Source organism: Brevibacterium sp. OS20 (assembly GCF_056837565.1).
The window spans coordinates 135,243-154,140 of record NZ_CM166367.1 but is presented as its reverse complement, the minus strand read 5'-3'; the positions used below and the strand labels follow the sequence as shown (position 1 = coordinate 154,140).

General features: G+C 64.3%; 16 protein-coding genes. 4 read left to right on the top strand and 12 right to left on the bottom strand.

The window, feature by feature from the left end:
• Positions 1 to 13: 13 nt before the first annotated feature.
• Entirely contained in the window at positions 14 to 1,231 is a 1,218-nt protein-coding gene (locus tag ACVZTU_RS00690) for a sarcosine oxidase subunit beta family protein (protein ID WP_139467722.1), read from the bottom strand.
• The gene (gene glyA / locus ACVZTU_RS00685) at positions 1,231 to 2,622 is read right to left on the bottom strand and encodes a serine hydroxymethyltransferase (RefSeq protein ID WP_181271136.1); all 1,392 of its coding nucleotides are present in this window, start codon (positions 2,620 to 2,622) and stop codon (positions 1,231 to 1,233) included. Before glyA ends, ACVZTU_RS00690 begins: the two co-directional genes overlap by 1 nt.
• A gap of 136 nt (positions 2,623 to 2,758) precedes the next feature.
• On the opposite strand from glyA, the gene ACVZTU_RS00680 reads away from it, so the two are divergent.
• Positions 2,759 to 3,421, top strand: a complete 663-nt coding sequence (locus ACVZTU_RS00680; protein WP_482401116.1) for a GntR family transcriptional regulator — start codon at positions 2,759 to 2,761, stop codon at positions 3,419 to 3,421.
• Between the two features lie 198 nt (positions 3,422 to 3,619).
• Positions 3,620 to 4,741, top strand: a complete 1,122-nt coding sequence (locus ACVZTU_RS00675) for a YkvI family membrane protein (RefSeq protein ID WP_482401115.1) — start codon at positions 3,620 to 3,622, stop codon at positions 4,739 to 4,741.
• A 115-nt stretch (positions 4,742 to 4,856) separates the two neighbouring features.
• On the opposite strand, the gene ACVZTU_RS00670 is transcribed toward ACVZTU_RS00675, so the two are convergent.
• The 3 genes from ACVZTU_RS00670 to ACVZTU_RS00660 are packed head-to-tail and all read right to left on the bottom strand — an operon-like array spanning position 4,857 to position 9,263.
• A complete protein-coding gene (locus ACVZTU_RS00670; protein ID WP_482401114.1) occupies positions 4,857 to 7,496 on the bottom strand; it encodes a cytochrome b/b6 domain-containing protein in 2,640 nt (879 codons plus the stop codon).
• Position 7,497: 1 nt separating this feature from the next.
• A complete protein-coding gene (locus ACVZTU_RS00665) occupies positions 7,498 to 8,475 on the bottom strand; it encodes an electron transfer flavoprotein subunit alpha/FixB family protein (protein ID WP_181271139.1) in 978 nt (325 codons plus the stop codon).
• 11 nt (positions 8,476 to 8,486) lie between these two features.
• Entirely contained in the window at positions 8,487 to 9,263 is a 777-nt protein-coding gene (locus ACVZTU_RS00660) for an electron transfer flavoprotein subunit beta/FixA family protein (protein ID WP_139467716.1), read from the bottom strand.
• A gap of 419 nt (positions 9,264 to 9,682) precedes the next feature.
• On the opposite strand from ACVZTU_RS00660, the gene ACVZTU_RS00655 reads away from it, so the two are divergent.
• Positions 9,683 to 10,138: an Lrp/AsnC family transcriptional regulator gene (locus tag ACVZTU_RS00655; RefSeq protein WP_009883814.1), complete on the top strand. Its 456-nt coding sequence runs from the start codon at positions 9,683 to 9,685 to the stop codon at positions 10,136 to 10,138.
• Between the two features lie 10 nt (positions 10,139 to 10,148).
• Here the strand turns inward: ACVZTU_RS00655 and ACVZTU_RS00650 are convergent, their stop codons facing one another.
• The 4 genes from ACVZTU_RS00650 to ACVZTU_RS00635 all read right to left on the bottom strand — a co-directional run bounded on the left by ACVZTU_RS00650 (position 10,149) and on the right by ACVZTU_RS00635 (position 16,079).
• A complete protein-coding gene (locus tag ACVZTU_RS00650) occupies positions 10,149 to 11,162 on the bottom strand; it encodes an ABC transporter substrate-binding protein (protein WP_181271140.1) in 1,014 nt (337 codons plus the stop codon).
• A gap of 69 nt (positions 11,163 to 11,231) precedes the next feature.
• Positions 11,232 to 13,124, bottom strand: a complete 1,893-nt coding sequence (locus ACVZTU_RS00645) for a siderophore-interacting protein (RefSeq protein ID WP_259358107.1) — start codon at positions 13,122 to 13,124, stop codon at positions 11,232 to 11,234.
• A gap of 222 nt (positions 13,125 to 13,346) precedes the next feature.
• Entirely contained in the window at positions 13,347 to 15,296 is a 1,950-nt protein-coding gene (locus tag ACVZTU_RS00640; protein WP_482401113.1) for a hypothetical protein, read from the bottom strand.
• 165 nt (positions 15,297 to 15,461) lie between these two features.
• A complete protein-coding gene (locus ACVZTU_RS00635; protein ID WP_482401112.1) occupies positions 15,462 to 16,079 on the bottom strand; it encodes a TetR/AcrR family transcriptional regulator in 618 nt (205 codons plus the stop codon).
• A gap of 109 nt (positions 16,080 to 16,188) precedes the next feature.
• On the opposite strand from ACVZTU_RS00635, the gene ACVZTU_RS00630 reads away from it, so the two are divergent.
• A complete protein-coding gene (locus ACVZTU_RS00630; protein ID WP_482401769.1) occupies positions 16,189 to 16,704 on the top strand; it encodes a YqeB family protein in 516 nt (171 codons plus the stop codon).
• Positions 16,705 to 17,209: 505 nt separating this feature from the next.
• Here the strand turns inward: ACVZTU_RS00630 and ACVZTU_RS00625 are convergent.
• From ACVZTU_RS00625 to ACVZTU_RS00615, 3 genes are all read right to left on the bottom strand, one after another.
• Complete coding sequence (locus ACVZTU_RS00625) at positions 17,210 to 17,770, bottom strand: hypothetical protein (RefSeq protein ID WP_062860487.1); 561 nt, start codon at positions 17,768 to 17,770, stop codon at positions 17,210 to 17,212.
• Positions 17,771 to 17,879: 109 nt separating this feature from the next.
• On the bottom strand, positions 17,880 to 18,299 hold the full coding sequence (locus ACVZTU_RS00620) for a VanZ family protein (RefSeq protein WP_482401768.1): 420 nt from the start codon (positions 18,297 to 18,299) through the stop codon (positions 17,880 to 17,882).
• 129 nt (positions 18,300 to 18,428) lie between these two features.
• Positions 18,429 to 18,854 (bottom strand): hypothetical protein, encoded by a 426-nt coding sequence (locus tag ACVZTU_RS00615; protein WP_039211600.1) that lies wholly within the window; start codon positions 18,852 to 18,854, stop codon positions 18,429 to 18,431.
• Between the last annotated feature and the right edge of the window lie 44 nt (positions 18,855 to 18,898).

The window sequence follows — 18,898 nt, the reverse complement described above, 5'->3', positions numbered from 1 at the left end:
TCTTTCCTTCCGCTCAGTGAGCCACGGCTGCGGCGCCGTGTTCGTCGATGAGGTGACCGGTTTCGAAGCGGTCGAGGGCGAATGGGGCGTTGAGCGGGTGGGGTTCGTCGTTCGCGATGGTGTGTGCGTAGGTGAAGCCCGCCGCGGGGGTGCCCTTGAAGCCGCCGGTGCCCCAGCCGCAGTTGGCGTAGAGTCCTTGGACTTCCGTCTTCGACACGATCGGTGAGGCGTCGAGGGTGACGTCGACGTTGCCACCCCAGGTGCGCAGCACATGGGCGCGGGCGAAGATCGGGAACAGCTCGACCGCGGCGGCCAGCTGCTCCTCGATGACGTGGAAGCCGCCTCGTTGACCGTATCCGTTGTAGGAGTCGACGCCGGCGCCCATGACGAGTTCGCCTTTGTGCGCTTGGGAGACGTAGACGTGGACGTGGTTGGACATGACCACGGTCGGGTGTACGGGTTCGAAGAGTTCGGAGACCAGCGCCTGCAGCGGGTGGGTCTGGATCGGCAGGCGGATCCCGGCCATGTCGGCGAGCACCGAGGAGTCGCCGGCCACGGCAAGAGCGACCTTCTCGGTGGCGATCGGTCCGCGGTTCGTCTGGACGCCGACGACCTGATTGCCGATGCGTTCGATGCCCGTGACTTCGCAGTTCTGGATGATGTCGACGCCCATCTCATCGGCCTTGCGGGCGAAGGCCCAGGCGACGTGGTCGTGCTTGGCGATGCCGGCGCGCGGCTGATAGGTGCCGCCCATCACGGGGTAGCGGAGGTCGTCGCCGATGTTGATGATCGGGCAGACTTCCTTGACTTGGCTTGCATCGAGCCATTCGGCGTCGACGCCGTTGAGCTTGTTCGCGTTCACCCGGCGCTGGGATTCGCGCACGTCCTGAAGAGTGTGGGCGAGGTTGAGCACGCCGCGCTGGGAGAAGAGGAAGTCGTACTCGAGTTCTTCGGGCAGCTGTTCCCAGAGCTTGAGGGACTTCTCGTAGATCGCGGCGGATTCGTCCCACAGGTAGTTCGAGCGGATGATCGTCGTGTTGCGGGCCATGTTGCCCCCGGCAAGCCAGCCTCTCTCAAGAATGGCAATGTTCGTCATTCCGTGGTTCTTCGCCAGGTAGTAGGCGGTGGCGAGTCCGTGTCCGCCGCCGCCGACGATGACGGCTTCGTAGGACTTCTTCGGCTCCGGGTTGCGCCACAGGAAGTCGGGGTGTTCGGGAAGCTGGTCAGCCATCAGCGTGCTCCGATCTCGGTGAGGGTGGGGTACAGGGGGTGGTCGTTCGCCAGTCGGGTGACGCGTTCGCTCAGTTCGGCGATGGTCTCCGGGCTGGCTCCGTTCTCGTCCGTGCCGGCCTTGAGCACCTCGGCGATGATGTCGGCCGCCTCGGCGAATGCTTCGCTGCCGAATCCGCGGCTGGCGAGCGCCGGGGTGCCGATCCGCAGACCGGAGGTGACCATCGGTGGTCGGGGGTCGTCGGGGACGGCGTTGCGGTTGACGGTGATGCCGATCTGAGCGAGCAGATCTTCGGCCTGGGCTCCGTCGAGAGTCGAGTTGCGCAGATCGACGAGGACGAGGTGGACGTCGGTGCCGCCGGTGAGGACGGAGATTCCGCGTTCGGCGACATCGCCGTCGGTCAGGCGGCGGGCGAGTTCGCCGGCCCCGGCCAGGGTCCGCTTCTGCTTGTCAACGAAGGTGTCGGTGGCGGCCAAGCCGAAGGCCACTGCCTTGCCGGCGATGACGTGCTCGAGGGGTCCGCCCTGCTGTCCGGGGAAGACGGCGGAGTTGATCTTCTTCGCGATGTCCGCGTCATTGGTGAGGATGATGCCGCCTCGGGGGCCGCCGAGGGTCTTGTGCGTCGTCGACGACACGACGTGGGCGTGCGGGACCGGTGAGGGGTGGAGTCCGGCGGCGACGAGTCCGGCGAAGTGGGCCATGTCGACCATGAGGTAGGCACCGACCGAGTCGGCGATGCGGCGGAACTCGGCGAAGTCGAGCTGCCGGGTGTAGGCCGACCAGCCTGCGACGATGAGCTTCGGCTGGTGCTCGTGAGCGAGGCGTTCGACCTCGGCCATGTCGACGCGTCCAGTCTCGGCATCGAGACCGTAGGGGACGATCGAGTAGAGGCGGCCGGAGAAGTTGATCTTCATTCCGTGGGTGAGGTGGCCGCCGTGGGCGAGGTTGAGTCCGAGGACGGTGTCGCCGGGACGGATGAGTGCGTGCATGACCGAGGCGTTGGCCTGGGCGCCGGAGTGCGGCTGGACGTTTGCGTACTCGGCACCGAAGAGTGCCTTGACGCGGTCGATGGCGATGCGTTCGATCTCGTCGACGTGTTCGCAGCCGCCGTAGTAGCGGCGGCCCGGGTAGCCCTCGGCGTACTTGTTCGTGAGCACCGACCCTTGAGCTTCCATGACGGCCGAGGCGGTGTGGTTCTCCGAGGCGATCATCTCCAGGCCCTCGCGCTGCCGGGCCAGTTCGGCGTCGATGAATCCGGCGATCTGCGGATCGAGTTCAGCGATCGAGGTGCTCAGTTCGACGGGTTCACGGCTGGGGAAGGTCCCAGCGGAAGCGCTTGTCGGGGCACTGGCCGTGCCGGCTTCGGCAGGATTGGCGAGTTGCTCTGTCATGGATCTCCTTCGACCTGTCGCGATCGGCCTTTCCCAGCTGATCGGCAACTAATATATCAGATGCTTTCCTGTAGTGTAGGCAGAGAATTCCAGCCGATGCAATACGTTTGCCGCAGAGATTATGAAGGGGCTTCTCATGAGCACATCCGCCGACGCGACGTCACCGACGACGTCCTTGGCGAATCGCGCCTATGAGATCCTCCGCCACCGTCTCATCATGCTCGACATCGCCCCTGGCGATCCGATCAACGAGGCGGCCCTCAGCGCCGAGCTCGAGGTCGGCCGCACGCCGATCCGCGAGGCCCTCAAGCGACTCGAGCGCGATCACCTCGTCGTGTCGTATCCGCGGCGCGGCACCTTCGCCACGAATGTCGACCTCACCGATCTGTCGACGATCTCCGAGATGCGCGAAGCACTCGAGCCCATCGCCGCCCGGCGTGCGGCACGCAACCTCACCCCGGAGCGGCGCGCGGATTTCACGGCCTCGATCGCCGACCTCAAGGCACTCGAATCGACCGACGAGCAGCGCACGCTAATGGAACGCGACCTCGACGTCCACCGCCTCATCTACGGCTCAGTGGACAATCCGCACCTGTCGGAGACGCTGATCCGCCTCGACGACCTGGCCACTCGCATCTGGTGCCTCGTCATCCCGGGGATTCCGGATCTCGTCACCCACATCCGCGAGCACATCGATCTGCTCGAGGCCATCCTCGACGGCGACGAGGAGACTGTCGCCGCCCGCGCCGCCGAGCACGTCCGCGAATTCGACAAGACCGTCCGCACCACCCTGCGCTGAGTCCCCGCTTCACCCGCACGCAGTCCCAGACCCCACTGGAAACCAGCCGCCCAGAGCCGCACCAACAACGGCGCCGCTGCTGAACCTCGACCGCCATTGACGTGATCACATTCACACGCTAACGTGCATGAATGTGATATATCAGTTGTCGACCTGACTCCGTCGACCACCTCATTCCCTCAACGACGAAGGACTTCCATGGCTGAGACCTCCACTGCCACCCATCTGGCCACGACCGAGAAGACCAGCATTCTGCGGGTCATCACCTATGCCGGGGCAATCATCGCGTTCCTCATCGGCTCGGGCTTCGCCACCGGTCAAGAGATCCTCCAGTACTACGCGTCCTACGGCTTCTGGGGCGTCTTCGGCACCGGTCTTCTGGTGCTCGTGCTCATCTCCTACGTCGCCGTCGAGCTCTTCCTCACGGGCAGGCGGGAGCAGTTCGAGAAACCCTCACGCGTCTTCTACTACTACGGCGGAAAGTACCTCGGCACGTTCTTCGACTACTTCTCGATCCTCTTCGTCTTCCTGTCCTTCACCGTGATGATCGCCGGTGCCGGCGCGGTCTTCGAGGAGCATTACGGACTGTCGAAGTTCATCGGCGGGATCGCCCTGGCCGCTGTCGTCTGCGCCACCGTGTGGTTCGGGCTGACGAGCCTCGTCGACGTCATCGGCAAGATCGGCCCGGTCATCGTCGTCGTCGCGATCGCCCTCGGCGTCTACGGCATCATGCGCGACCCCGCAGGCGTCTCCACCGGAGTTGAGATCCTGCCGAGCCTCGACGTCACTCAGGCGTCGTCGAACTGGTTCCTCTCAGGGCTGTCCTATGTCGGATTCTGCATGCTCTGGCTCGCAGCATTCCTCGCCGCCCTCGGCAAGACCGTGAAGAACCGGCGCGAGGCCACGGCCGGCGGCTTCGTCGGAGGCATTGCCTTCTCCCTGGCCTGCATGGTCGTCGGACTCGGGCTGCTGGCCAACATCGGCGAGGTCTTCGACGCCGAGATCCCGATGCTCGTTCTCGCCAGCAGCCTCGGACCGTGGATCGGGGCGCTCATCTCCGTGATGATCCTCGCCGGAATCTACACGACCGCGATTCCGCTGCTGTGGACGGTGTCATCGCGCTTCTTCGACGACAAGACGAAGAAGTTCAAGTACGTGACAATCGCCCTCGCCTTTCTCGGCACGATCATCGGCCTCGTCCTGCCGTTCTCGCAGATGGTCAACATCGTCTACGTCATCAACGGCTACGTCGGCATCGTCCTCCTGGCGCTGATGATCGTCCGCACGATCCGCCACGTGGCCACCCACGGCAGGGTCTGAGCCGGAACATTCCCCTCGCCGAGGCGGCCCGATCCGTCCACGAGAAAGGTCCTGTCGGACCGAATGTCCGACAGGGCCTTTCGCTGTCAATCGCCGCGCGTCTGGGCTGATAGCGCTACCTGCTCGACACCCGTCCGAAGAGATTCGCGATCGGGGCGAGCAGCAGCGGCCTGGCCGCGAACCAACCGGCCACGACCACGACCATCGCGATGAGGAACCAGACGAGTCCGGCCCAACCGAGCATCTCGGTTCCCGCGAACATGTAGCCGAGGTTGTGCCGCAGTCCGGTCGTGAACACGAGGAACACGTGGACGAGGATGAAGAACACGAAGAACAGCATCGTCGGGAAGTGGATCGCCCGTGCCAGCGGCGCCGGGTAGATCTTGTTCAGCGTCGAAGCGTTCTTCGGCCACCATTCGCTCATCCGCACACCCGTGATCGCGGCCAGCGGAGCGGCGATGAACACGATGATGAAGTACATCAGCTGCTGGAGAGCGTTGTAGTTGACCCATGCATCTTCCATCGGCCATTCCATCGTTCCGTACTGCAGCGCCGCCGACAGCGCGTTGGGGAACACTTCCCAACTGGTCGGCACGATGCGCGCCCAGTGCCCGGAGACGAAGAGCAGCACGACGAAGACCACACCATTGGCCAGCCACAGCAGATCGAGACTCGTGTGCAGCCAGAGGTTGATGCTGATCTTCTTCCCACCCTTCTTCGGGGTGTAGAACGCCGGCGGCTTCTGCTGATGACGCACCTGCAGACCCGAACGGATGATGAGCACCATGAAGAAGATGTTGAGGAAGTGCGTCCACCGCACCCAGCCCGGGAAGCCGGGCTCGACGAATTCCGGGATGTGGTATTCGCCCGGGTAGCGTTCGAGGAACTCCGGCACGCCCGGCAGGGTCGTGACACCGCGCGCGGCGAGGATGAGGATCCCGGCCACGACGATGAGTCCGCCGAGTCCCAGTCCGACGAGCTTGGACCACTGTCCCAGCGACTTCGAACCGATCATGACCGGTTCCTTCTTCGCTGCAGGCTTCGCCGAGGCGGTGCTGCCTGAACTCGACGATGTGGCCTTCGCAGCCGGTGCCGTCTTCGCGGCCGGCTTGTCCGCGGTGCGAGCCGCAGCCTTGTCGTCCGACTTCGCTGCGGGCTTGGCCATCGGCTTGCGCTGGGCAGGCTTGTCCGCGGTCTTCGCCGCAGGCTTAGCCATCGGCTTGCGCTGGGCCGGCTTCTTCTCGGCTTCGTCGGATTTCTTCTCCGACGCCGAGGCGGCTCCCGCTGCTGCGGCACCTGCACCGGCAGCGGCTCCCGCACCTGCGGCTGCCGCGCCGGCACCGACACCGCCGATTCCGGTGCGTCGGCCCTGGGGCTTCTTCTCACCGGACTCGTCAGCTGCAGCCGGCTTCGCATCCGGCTTCGTCTCGGCCGGCGCCTGCGCTTCGTCGGCAGATTCGGCACCCGTCGACGTGGCGCCGGCGGCCTTCTCTTCAGCCGGAGCCGAAGCGGCGGCCGAGCCTGTGGCAGGTTTGGCAGCGTGTGCCGGAGCAAAGCCTTCCGGCGGCCAGGGGTCTCCCCCGGCGGTGCGGGGAAGTCCGCGGCGCAACGGTACATCGGAGAGTTCTCCGGAGCCCGAGCCGTTCGCGGCTGCTGCAGCCACACCGGCACCGGCAACGCCAGCACCAGCTGCGGCGGCCGCCGCAGGAGCAGCGGACGAGGATTCAGACGTGGAATCGGCTGACGTTTCAGCCGAAGCGGTTTCGGCAGAGTCGACCTGAGCTGCGGATTCCTCCGCAGTGCTCTCGGCAGGAGCGGATGCAGCTGCTGCCGGTGCAGAAGCGCCAGCCGAGCCGCCTGCGGCCTTGGCCCCGGCGGGCGCGAAGCCTTCCGGCGGCCAGGGCTCTCCACCGGCAACACGCGGCAGACCGCGACGCAGCGGAACCTCGGCGGTAGGAGCCGATTCGGCAGCGGGAGCATCGGCGGCGGCAGATTCTGCGGCAGCCGACTCATCGTCCGAACCGAAAGCGGCGACGGCAGCGCCGGCAGCCTCTCCGGCACCAGCCGTCGCGGCAGCGGCAGCCGGGGCAGCCGAGGACTGTTCGTCCGATTCAGCGGGCGCCGCGTCCTCGGTCGAATCCTCGACAGCGACATCCTCTTCGACTGCAGTCTCTTCCGGAGCCGACGGTTCAGCGGACGCAACGGGAGCAGCTGAGGCACCGGTGGCCTTCACTCCTGCAGGAGCAAGACCTTCCGGCGGCCAGGGCTCTCCACCCTCGACGCGCGGCAGGCCGCGGCGCAGAGGCACTTCGGCCGCAGGAGCGGCGTCGGCCTCAGGCTCACCGGCAGGAGTCGAGTCAGCCGACTCACCCGCGTCATCGGCACCGGCTGCGGCAACACCCGCAGCACCAGCGGCGACACCGGCAGCGCCGACGCCCGCCGCAACAGCAGCACCCGACGACGATTCGTCAGCCGATTCATCGACCGATTCCTCAGCGGCGTCCTCAACGGAGTCCTCAGTTGGCTCCTCCGCTTCAGCGGAAGCCTCTGCCCCCGTCGACTCCTCGGCGTCGGTCACATCGGACTCGGCCGCCTCGGCGGGGGAACCTTCATCCAGTTCCTCCGTCTCGGCAGTCTCCGGCAGCCACGACGCGCCCTCTTCCAAAGGTTCGCCGATGGTGCCCTCCGGGGGCCAGGGGTCTCCGCCTTCGACCCGGGGCAGACCCGAGCGCAGCGAACTGGAATAGGTTGCCATATCAGGACTTGTTCTCGTTCAGTGATTCGATGGCCTGGGGAACGACCTTGAACAGGTCGCCGACGACGCCGAAATCGGCGATGTCGAAGATCGGGGCTTCGGCGTCCTTGTTGACCGCGACGATGGTCTTCGAGGTCTGCATACCGGCCTTGTGCTGGATCGCGCCGGAGATGCCGAGAGCCACGTAGAGCTGCGGGGACACCGACACACCGGTCTGGCCGACCTGGTGCGACTGGGCGATGTAACCGGCATCGACGGCCGCACGGGAGGCACCGACGGCAGCGCCGAGGGTGTCGGCGAATTCGCCGACGAGCTCGAAGGACTCCTCCGAACCGACGCCGCGACCACCGGAGACGACCTTCTGCGCGCCGCGCAGCTCTGGACGCGAGGAGGTTTCGACGACGGCTTCGAACGAGTCGATCGCGGCCGAGCGCTTGCCGGAATCGGCGACCTCGAGGGCCTGCGTGTTCGCTGACTGCGCTTCTGCGCGAGCCTCGATCGAGCCCAGGCGCACGGTGACGATGGGGGCACCGAAGGTCGGGGCCGAGGAGGCGGTGTAGCCGCCGCCGTAGACGGAGTGGTTGGCCACGATGCCCTCGGAGTCGCGTTCGAGTCCGGTGGCGTCGGCGGACACGGCCGATCCGCTGCGCACGGCGTAGCGACCGGCGATGTCACGACCGTCGAGAGTATTGGGCACGAGAACAGCGTCGGGAGCGGTGAGCTCCGCGGCTGCGGCCACGGCGTCGACGGCCGCGGTGCCGAGGTTGCCCTCGGTGGCTGCGGCGGTCAGGGTCGCCACGGCGCCGAGTTCGGCGGCCTTGTCGGCAGCGGCGTCGGCGCTGCCGGCGGCGAGCACGAGGGCGACGGGTGAGCCGATCTCAGCGGCACCGCCGAGCAGTTCGGCGGCCGGCTTCTCCAGCTGGCCTTCGGCATCGGCGGTGAGGACGACGAGAATGGAGTCCTGCGGGAATTCTGACATGACGATTCTCCTTAGGCCAGACGGTTCTTGGTGAGGTATTCGGCGAGTTCGACTCCGCCATTGCCTTCGTCGACGACCTTCTCGCCGGCTTCGCGCGGCGGCTTCTCGGCGACGGTGACCATGATCGAGCGGGCCACGGACTGGTCCTCGGCGTCGATGTCGAGATCGGACAGGCTGATGACCTCGAAGGGCTTCTTCTTCGCTGCCATGATGCCCTTGAAGTTCGGGAATCGGGCCTCGGGAAGCGCCTCGGTGATGGAGATGACGGCGGGCAGTTCGGCCGAGACCTGCTGCTTGCCGCCTTCGACCGCGCGGGTGCCGGAGACCTTGCCGTCGGTCAGTTCGACGGTCGTCAGGCCGGTCACGTGCGGGTAGTCGAGGTGCTCGGCGAGCATCGCCGGCATCATGCCGCCGTTGCCGTCGGTGGAGACGTTGCCGGTCACGACGAGGTCGAACTCACCGCGGCGCAGAGCGGCGGCGAGCACCTCGGCGGTCAGCCCGAGATCCGCACCGGCCAAACCTTCATCGGCCACGTGCACGGCATTGTCGGCACCCATGGCCAGACCCTTGCGGATCGTCGCGGTCGCGGTATCGGGCGCCATCGAGATGACGGTCACCTCGGTGTCGCCGTCGGAGTCCTTCTGCGTCAGGGCGACCTCGAGGGCACGCTCACCGATCTCATCGAGGACGGCTTCCGAGGCGCCGCGATCGGCGAGCCCGGTTTCCAAGTTCAACTTGCGGTCGCCGTACGTATCCGGGACCTCTTTGACCAACACCGCGATCTTCAAGGATGACTCCTTAGGTTCGTGAAGCAGTTCCAGCTGCGTGAGACTTTCGTCTCATAATCTACAGGTGGCTGATTTCCGTCCGTTGACCGGGTCCGGGTTAGAACCGATCATGTCCATCACCCATGGTACGTGGTAGGCACCACAGATATCTCCGTTACTGTACGAACGATCGACAGAATTTGTCCAGTGCGTCGGACTCTGTAACCTCGTGCACTTCCCCCACCGAGGTGGTCCCCCTGTCGTCGACGTCGGGACCTCGACGCGGGGTCGTCCCATCGCCGAGGCGGGGCCCTAGAATGGGACGCAGACCGACCAGTCCTGCCGGTGGCCATCGCCGCCCCTCCGTGCGAGTGCATCCGGGCAGGCTGGACGCAGAGGTCGCAGGCAAGACGCAGACATCAATGGTGAAGGAGCGCCCCGTGGCATTCGACCTCGACGACATCGACCGCAGCATCATCGCCGCCCTCGTCGAGGACTCGCGCCTGAGCGTGCGCCAGTTGGCCGAACGCGTCCACATCTCCCGCTCCGCCGCGCATAAGCGCTTCACCACCCTCATCGAATCGGGTGCGATCAGGAAATTCACCGCCGAGGTGGACCGCGAGGCCCTCGGCATGACCGTGACTGCGGTCGTCGTCGTCAAGATCGGCGAGCGCCCCTGGCCGCAGGTCCGTGACGACCTGGCAGCACTCCCCTTCGTCGAGAAGGTTCAAGCCGTCAGCGGGGACATCGACGCCTTGGTGACGGTCAACGCCCCGGACAACACCGCACTGTCGCAGGTGATCCTCCGCCGCATCCACGAAGTCCCGGGCGTCGTGTCCTCCCGCTCGCTCCTCATCCTCGATGAGGCCGAGGGCCACAGGCCGGGCGCCGGCTGAGTAGTGCGGCTCAGTCCTTCTGGTATTCGGTGATGGCTTTCTCGGCAAGGTCGAGACCGTAATCCGCGTCGGCGTATCCGGCGATTGTGGCTTTGCCGATCGGATAGACGTGTCCGGCCCGGACAGCCGGGAGGTCTTTGAACACAGCCGAGTCCATGAGCGCCTTCGTCAACGAGTCATAGTCGCCGCGCAGGTCCGAGTTGACGAAGATGATGTCGGCATCGGACAGACTGCGGTCGAGGACTTCCAGCGAGATCTGAGCTTCGGGCTCGACGGTCCCTGACTTATTGCCTCCCTGTTCGGCCTTGCCGTACTTCTTCACCATGGCGTCCTCGTCGGCCGACCAATCGAACCCGAGTGGGGACAGAATCGTGCCGAGCATGTTCTCACTGCCCCACAGATATGCCGAGTTCTCCTCGAAGGAGGACACCACTCCGATCGTGGTACCCTCGGTGACCTCGGAATGCTTTTCGCCGAGCTGCTTCTGCCGAGCAGTGAATTCTCTGTCGAGTTCGTCGAGCTGATCGGTCTTGTTGACGGCGTCTGCGACTTCCCCAACACGCTGCTGCCAATTCGCGCGGTCTCCGCCGCGCAGGGTGAACTGGTAGACGGGTGCGATCTCCTCGAGCTGCTCGATCATCTCCGGTTCGAAGATGTTCGGGGACAGGATGAGGTCGGGTTCGGCCTCGGCGAGCTTCTCGAGGTCCGGCTCCTGCTGACTGACTGTGGGGATCCCCTCGAGTTCATCGAGCCACTCCTCGGGCACGGCCGGATCCTGGTACTCGCCCTGCGCCACGGGAGGCGCGTCAAGATCCATGAGGGTCTCGGTGGCGGCGTAGTGCAGTGTCGCGACGGCCTTCGGAGCCGCGGGCACTTCGACCTCCGCGCCGGTCGCATCGGTGACGGTGCGCGTCTCGGAGGCAGCGCCCTGGTTTGCTTCCTCACTGCCGCCTGCGCATCCGGCGAGGAGAGCGAGGCCGGTGGCTCCGGCGATGGCAGCAGCGGTCAGGCGCGTCAATGACATACGTTTGTCCTTATTCTTCTTTGATCTGGTGAACGTCCGGGTGAGGCGGCCAGGCCCCGGAGAGGCAGTTCAGGAGCATGCGGCGATCACGGCCGATCGGAACCGGCCGAACCCCCATCCGATGTCTCTCACCTGCACGTGCGCGGCTCCGAGCTTATGCAGATCCGTGACGAGCTCGCCGCTGGTCAGCGACGGATTCCCGGTGGTGGCCAGGACCGTGATGAGTTCTTCGGCCTGATGGTCGTCGGTCTCGGCATCATCGGTGAAGGGTTCGACGATCACCAGGGTCCGGCTCGCGGCGAGCATCCGGTCCAACAACGAGGTCACCTCTGTCCGAGATCGCCCCGTCAATCCGGCGATCACGAGGGTGCAGTCGACATCCGGCCAGGGTCGTCGACCGGACAGGCCCTGTGCGCCGGGAGTGTGGATCGTCCGCCCAGAGTGCGAGGCCTTCCTCGTCAGGGCGGCGGCCGCCTCGGCGTCGACATCACCGACGACGGCGAGGCTCTCGGCCGAAGCCACGGGTTCGAGGTCGAGGATGAGATCGAGGACATACTGCAGGTGGTCGAGGCTGCGTCGCCGGTGGGCGGAGTCGAGTTCGGAATCAGCGTCGCGCTGGGCATGCCAGGTGGGAGCCTGAATCGTCGAGGCGCGCGAAGTGCGGGAGGCGAACCCGCCTCTGAGCACATCGATGAGGTCGACGAGGGAGAACAGGTCGAGCAGCGCCGCATCGCTCAGGTCAAGTCCGTCGGAGGCACCGTCGCCTGTGAGGACCGCTCCGGTCGGGGTGTTGCGGTAGTTCTCCTCCTCACGCGCAAGGAGCCCGAGGGAGCACATAGCCGTCAGCACCGGGCGCACACGGTCGGCATCGATATCGAGTTCGGCGGCGATCGCCTCGGCGGTGGCGACTCCGCCGGCGATGAGGTCGTTGATGCCGAGGGTGACGGCTGTCCGGGTGATGATCGCGGGGAGCAGTTCGGTCATTTCGTGGACCTGGTGGAGGACCTCGAGAGTTCCGTCCGGTTCGGCGCTGCCCTCGCTGCCGGCTGCTGCAGAAGGGGCCGAATCATCGGCCGGGCCGGACTCGGCCCCAGATCCCTCGAGCGTGGCCTCGGGCGTGGAGGCGACTGCCGCACTTGGCGCGGCGGGACGAGTCGGCATCTTCCGCCAGTAGCCGACGACCTCGACGTCCGCTTTGGGAAGGCCGATCTCCCGGCGCAGGTAGCGGCGGATGGGGGCGATGGTCAGCGTCTCGCCCGCGCACCAGGCGAACGTGCGTCCTTCGGGCAGATCGAGATTCTTCACGGCGTCGAACATCAGGCGCGATTCGCCCGGTGCGGTGGATCCGCGGATGAGCCAGTCGATTTCGACATCGGCTTCGGTGGGGATGTCTTGAATGTCGTCGGAGGTGGGCACTTCGATGATGATGTGACCGCGGGTGCCAGCAGGTGCCTCTTCGAGCCAGCGCCCGACAGCGGGCAGCGCCGTCTCGTCGGCAACGAGGAGGTGGAAATCGATGCCGTCGGCCAGCCCGGCGCAGGTCTTCGGTCCGGCGAAGCTGATCCGATCACCGACCGCGACGCCGAAAGCCCAGTCAGAGGCCAGTCCGGAGTCATGGCGCACGATGTCGATGCTGAAGGAGTTCGTCTCGTGGTCGACGCTGCGAACAGTGTAGTCGCGGGCACGGTTGAGCGCTTCCCGATTCCAGTTGAAGCGGAACTCCTCCTGCTCGCCGATATCGAGGGATGAGCCGTCGGGCGGGGGAATGACGAGTTTCACGTGATCGTCGAAACCCTCGGAGCGGAATGCAGGCCGTGCAGCCTCGCCGACCCCACCGGCCGCCAATTGATCGCCTGCCACTGTCAGGCGTCGCATGTTCGGGGTGATGTCGACGATGCCGGTGACTTCCACTTCTCGCAGGATGATCGGCAGCACCTGCAGAGGCCTGGAAGTACGCGGCATGTATTCAGCTCCGAGGGTTCTTGACGTATGAAACAGCGAGAAACAGAGAAGCCGGACCCACAACTTCAAGCAGGTGTGTCAACTGCCTTAGGCAAGACCGATGTTCCCTATATCTCATAGGTGAGCCTAACCTGAGATCGCAGCAGGTGCAACCATTTATTTTCAACACCGACCAGAGGCCGCCACCTCAGTTCGCTCCGACACCCCTGGTCTCGCCTCGTCTTATTCGCGCGGTCCCGACAGCAGCATGAGCGCGGCACCGGCGACGATGCGCTTGTACACCGGCTCGGCTGACAGCGTGTCTCCGTCGGCCATGAGGAGCCCGAGCTCGGTGAGCTCCTGCAGTTCGTCCTCCAAGAGCGTGGAGAGCCGTTCGCTGCGCACCTCGCCGAGGTCGAGTTCGGGGCGTTCCGGTGCCGAGTCGGGAGTGAGGATCTCGATGAGGCGCTGGGCGATCGTGATCGCCGGGGCGCCGTAGTCTTCTCCGGGAACGAGGTTGATCACGTCGAGCAGCCGCTCGTAGATGAAGGCGCCGATGACCGGCAGTGCGGTATCCGCGCTCACCTCACCCTTCTTCCACTCGTCGGCAGCGCTTCCCGGGCGGACCTTGGTGCCGGTGATCTCGGTGATCTCGGCACTCTGCATCACGGCCCACATCGCTTCGAGGACGGGCACCTCGTCGGCGCTGCGCGCATAGTTCACACCGTCTTCATAACGGGCGTTCGACGCAACTCCGACGGCTTTGATGCCGAACTTTTCGGCCGCCTCGGCGATATCGGCACGCTTCACCCGCCCCGTACCGGTCAGCGGCCGGGACTCGCCCACCCAGTCGAGGATGCCGACCACGCCCTCGACGAGGCGGTTGTGCGGCAAAGGCTGCGCGAGCTGCTCCTCGCTCAGAGCATTGGCTTCGACGGCGGCCATCAGCGCCGAGGGCAGCGGATCGGTGCGCATGCTCGCGGCCTCGGCGCGGGCCCGGGCAGCACTCCAGCGTTCGGGGTTCTCGCCGGTGTCCATGCGGAAGCGGAGATAGTTGTCGAGAGCTTCGAGGCTGTCGAGGAAGATCACCGTCGAAGGCGATTCGCCATCGGTCTTCTCCGCTTCCTCCTGTCCGTCGACTGCGAAGCTTTCAAGGACGTCGAGGAGGTCGTCGATTCCCTCCGGTTCGTCGATATCTGCGCGGGAGGACACGGCGATGCAGAACAGGAGATGGGCGATGTCGAAGACCTCTGAGTCCTCATCGACATCATCGTAGGTCTCGGCCAGCCAGTCGCGGAAGCGCTGGTAGAGCGGCATCTCGTAGACGGTCTTCTCGACCTCGTCCATTCGTGCATCGATGCCCTGCGGGTCAGCGTTGGGATTCGCCTGTGCACTCGCCTCGGCGCTCGATCCGCCGAGCCACTCCGGCAGGCCCTGTTCTGCGGCAGGGCCGTCCTGGACGTCCTGGTCGCCCTGGAACACTCGGCCGGTGGAGCCGTAGGTGCCTTCAACCGGTTCCGGATAACCGTCGAGCGGCAAGAGCTCGTCGACGACTTCCTGCTCCGAGACCTTGTTTCGCTTGGCCAACCGCGCGACCGCGGCGGCTACGGCGAGCATGGCCCCTTCGAGGACGGGGAGTCCGCTGTTGTTGGTGATGAGGCGATCGAGGCTGTCGACGACGCGACCCTTATGTGCCAGGGCGAGGATGTCGCGGGCGACGTTGCGGGATTTCTTCGCCGACCACTTCGGTGCCATCACTCCGCCGAGCTTCGGCCCGTGCACGTCGTCGGTGAACCATTCGTCAACGAGGCCCATCGCCGCCCCGGTCACCTGCGCGACGCTCGGGCTGAAGTCCTCGGGATCGGAGGGCAGGGAGGCCACAACAGCCTCGGCGGTTTTGATGTCGCCTTCGGCAAAGGCCACGGAGAACGACCGAAGCTTCCCCAGAGCCAGCCCGCGGTGGGCACCGACCGGGGTGAATAGTCGGCGGTTGTATTCCACCTGCGCCTTCTCCATGGCAATGTGCAAGTCGGCTTCGGTGAAGTCCGCATTCGGATCATCGATGTCAACGCCTTCGGCCTTGAGGAACGGCGCCAGCTCCCGCATCATCCGATCGCCCATGCCGGGATTGCGGCTGACTTTGCCGCCCGCTGCCATACCGTGGAATTCGGGACTGTCGATGAAAGAAGACACGCACTGCTCCTGCCGAGGATGAACTGAAGCAATAACGGTAACAAGTCCGGACTCGTCCTCCACACAACTGCCCCGGCATGGCCCCGCGGCTTCGCCGAGATCACATTTCGGGAGTCGGCGGTAGCGCACACAGCGCTGCGGGCCCGGCCGGTTTTCAAACCCTGGTCAGTGCTCAGCCCTCTGACGAGGCGTCAGGGTCTTCCGCACCGCCCTGATGGTCAACTCGAGAGACTGGGCGCGCGCGGTCCGATCGTCGACGCCGACGCTCATGCTGTAGAGGTGTCCGGAGCCGATGGTGAGGTAGACGAACGCTGCCGCCCATCCGATCGGCACTCCTTCATCGATGGACCCGTCCGCCTGCCCTCTCGCGATGACGGCCTCGAGGGGATCATCTTCGTCGCCCGCAGATTCAGCGCCCGTGCTGGACTCGGCGGCCGCCTCGGCGAAGGTCTCATCGGTGATGATCGGGTTGTCGGCGAAGAGCAGGGTGAGCACATCGGGCAGAGTGAACAGCTCCGCACAGATCCGTTCGAGCGCAGCCAGCCCGGTCCCTTCGCCGGGACGGGCCTTCATGACCGCCTCACCGAATCGCCGGGCCCCGAGCCTCGCCGCCGCGCCGACGAGAGCTTCCCGTTCACCGAAATGTCGGTAAAGAGTGGTGCGGCCGACGCCGATCGACTGCGAGAGCTCGATCATCGACGCCTGAGGGTTCGCGGCAAGGTGGGTCAGTGCCTCGCTGACCAGGGCCTCTCGGCCCAATCGACGCATTCCCTGCACCGGCACAACCCCTCCCTGACTCTGCGAACGATACAGAGCAGTCTACTTGTGGAACACCTGTGTTCCACTTTGGTATCATGGAGTACCGACAACGCCTTCGAGGATCGAGCATGTGATGGATCAGCCCCCGCAGAAGAACGACTCGGCAACCCAGCGGCCCCACGCCCCTGCGACGTTCGCGCTCAGTCGGACCGATGTCGTCGTCATCGGTCTCGTCTGCATCGGCATCGGCATGGCTCTCGGCTTCTTCCTTCCGGCCCTCGGATCGATTGCCGCGACATTCCCCATCCCCTTCGGGGACGTCATCGAGAAGCTCAGTCGCTTCGACCAGGCGTGGGTCGTCATCGCCCGGCCGATCATCGGCGGGGCGCTCGGGCTCATCGCCGCCTTCTTCATCGCCGCCTCGACAACTCCCCTGGTCATCGATGAGCACGGAATCACCATCGGTCGAGATGACGACCACCCGCTGCGCATCTCGCGCGCCTCGTTCTCGACCGCGTACTTCACCGACGGCAAGCTCGTCGTCGTCACCGAAGGCGGGCATCAGGCCTTCAAAGGAGATGTCGAAGGCAAGAAGGCTGCAATCGCCGAGGCCTTCACCTCCCGCGGCTACCGGTGGGGAGAGATCTGAGGGCCGCGGCGCCGAAGGTTGGGACGGCGTACATCGCCCCGCTCGGAGAGGACTTCTCACCGAGAGCTGATGCGATCGACGGGAGGAAGTAATCCAGAAGTGACGAGCTGGCGAGGGCGATATCGATAAGGCTTTTCAACGTCCTCGATGCCAACCCTGCGGTCGTCGTCCACAACCGCGACAACGAAGATTGCCGAGCCAAGCCGACACCGCTGCTCTCTCGTCGGCACGAATGAGAATCGGCCCCGAAATATTGTTCTCCGAGGCCGATTAACAATGTGGGAACGCAGGCAACCACGCGGCAAGAAACGCAATCTCTCATACACGTCCACATGCTTGCTAGACGCAACGTCCCGGTTTCAGACTTATCCGCGAACCAGGGTAGAGACCCCGAAAGCATCTAGCGCTGAGAACGTTCCCAAATACAACGCGCATAATTCGATGCCGAAAGCTGAATAGTCCATGGCTTCAGCTGTGTTTAGTGTGACAGTTGCGTTTCTTTCTTTTACTGCCGTTTTAGCCCAGTCACTGTAACGGCTTTCGTCAGTTGCACGGCCCGGTTCTTCGGGTGCCAGCCCTGCCACTTTCCTCCATATCGGACTGCACCCTGCTTATTGCCGGTGTGGAACCACTTGATGCTCTTCCACTTCCCGGACAGAGAGCCAGTTCCTTTGAACCCGTAGTAATTAGAGCCCCTCATACAGAAATATCCGCTCGCCGCCGAACACCCAGGGCCGACAATTGATATCTTGTGGGCCGAGATTGTGGTTTCCAGTTTTGCTGCGACGATCTTCCCGTTGTCAGGATCGACCACTACAGTTGCCGGAGCTCCCGACTCGTCAATCTCTTTGACCTTGTCAGGGTCGGTGGTCGCACCGGGTACAAGCTCCAGCGGGTCTGCTTCGGCACCGTCTTTCAGTAGCGAATCAACTCGAGCGTCTTCATCTGCAGGCGAAGACGCTACCGGCTGGATGTCTTCACTCAACACTGCCGATGCTGGTCCCGCGGCGAACGTTGAACCGGCGACCAGGGCAAGCCCACCAACAATTGAGACAAGCTTCTTCATAATTATCCGTTCTATCCAGTGTGGCCGGAGTCCAATCATCGTATTCGACTCGACCCATCTATGTTCGTTCCCTATCTGCGTGTCTGAAGTATTGACACTTGGGGCATAGTCAGCTCTGCAGCTGGCCTTGATCCCCTTTTTGTTTAGTCTTCCGAATCTGGATCGCTACCAGTCTTCCCACCAGCATTCCCACTACAATCCCGACCCATCCGATTACGACCGTCGCTGAGTTGAACTGTGCTCTGCCCAGCGGGATAACCATGTACTGGACAAGTTCGACAGCAAGCGACAGTAACGCTGCAATGGAAGCGGCCCTGACAATGTGGCGGAACCGAAGGAACAGTCCACTAGCTACCCCTAATGGCGCAAAAAGCAACAGGTTCATCGACTGCCAATTGACCGAGAATAGCGCCCCTGGGGCCGGGAACGACCACGCCCAGACTCGGGTCGTCGTCAAACCATCGTTCAATCCCGGCGCGTGCCCTGACGGTGTCACTGTCGCAGCGATCACAACGGACACGCTCGCCATCCAGAAGAACACGATTACTGGATGCTCTCGAAGCCGTCGGCCAACAGGCTTTGCGATTACTGCTGCAACGATCACACCAACTGCCGCGACCGGAAGTGCGTAGGGCAGTGCAGTTAGATATCTAAGCATTTACAGTCCTGTACAGAACGTCGTTCTCGTGTAGTAGTTCTTGCCCGAAATCGTGTCTTTCATCAGAGCACGAGCGCATGGCCGTTTGCTGCTCAACGACGCAGAGCCCGAGAACGTCGCTGTCTTTGTTTGCTTCGACTTCATCTTGTAGGTTCCGGACCACGACACCGGGCCTTGAGCTCCGCCCTTCTTGTTGACCGCCTGGAATCCGAACTTAACCGAAACCCCCGAACCTTTCGTCTTCTTGTACGTGACTTTGGCCTTCGAGACACGGTTGCCATTGGAGTAGACCTGGGCGTTGAGAGAGCCGTTCTGCACGTCGTTATATCCCGCGTTATACCAGGTGTAGCTTGCTGCTTCAGCGTTGGTTGAAACCCCCAGCGTCAGGGCCGCTGCCGCTACCCCTGCAATGAGCATCTTCTTCACATGATTCCTCTCTGCTGGAACTCCGGTAGTTCTCAGCCGGTATA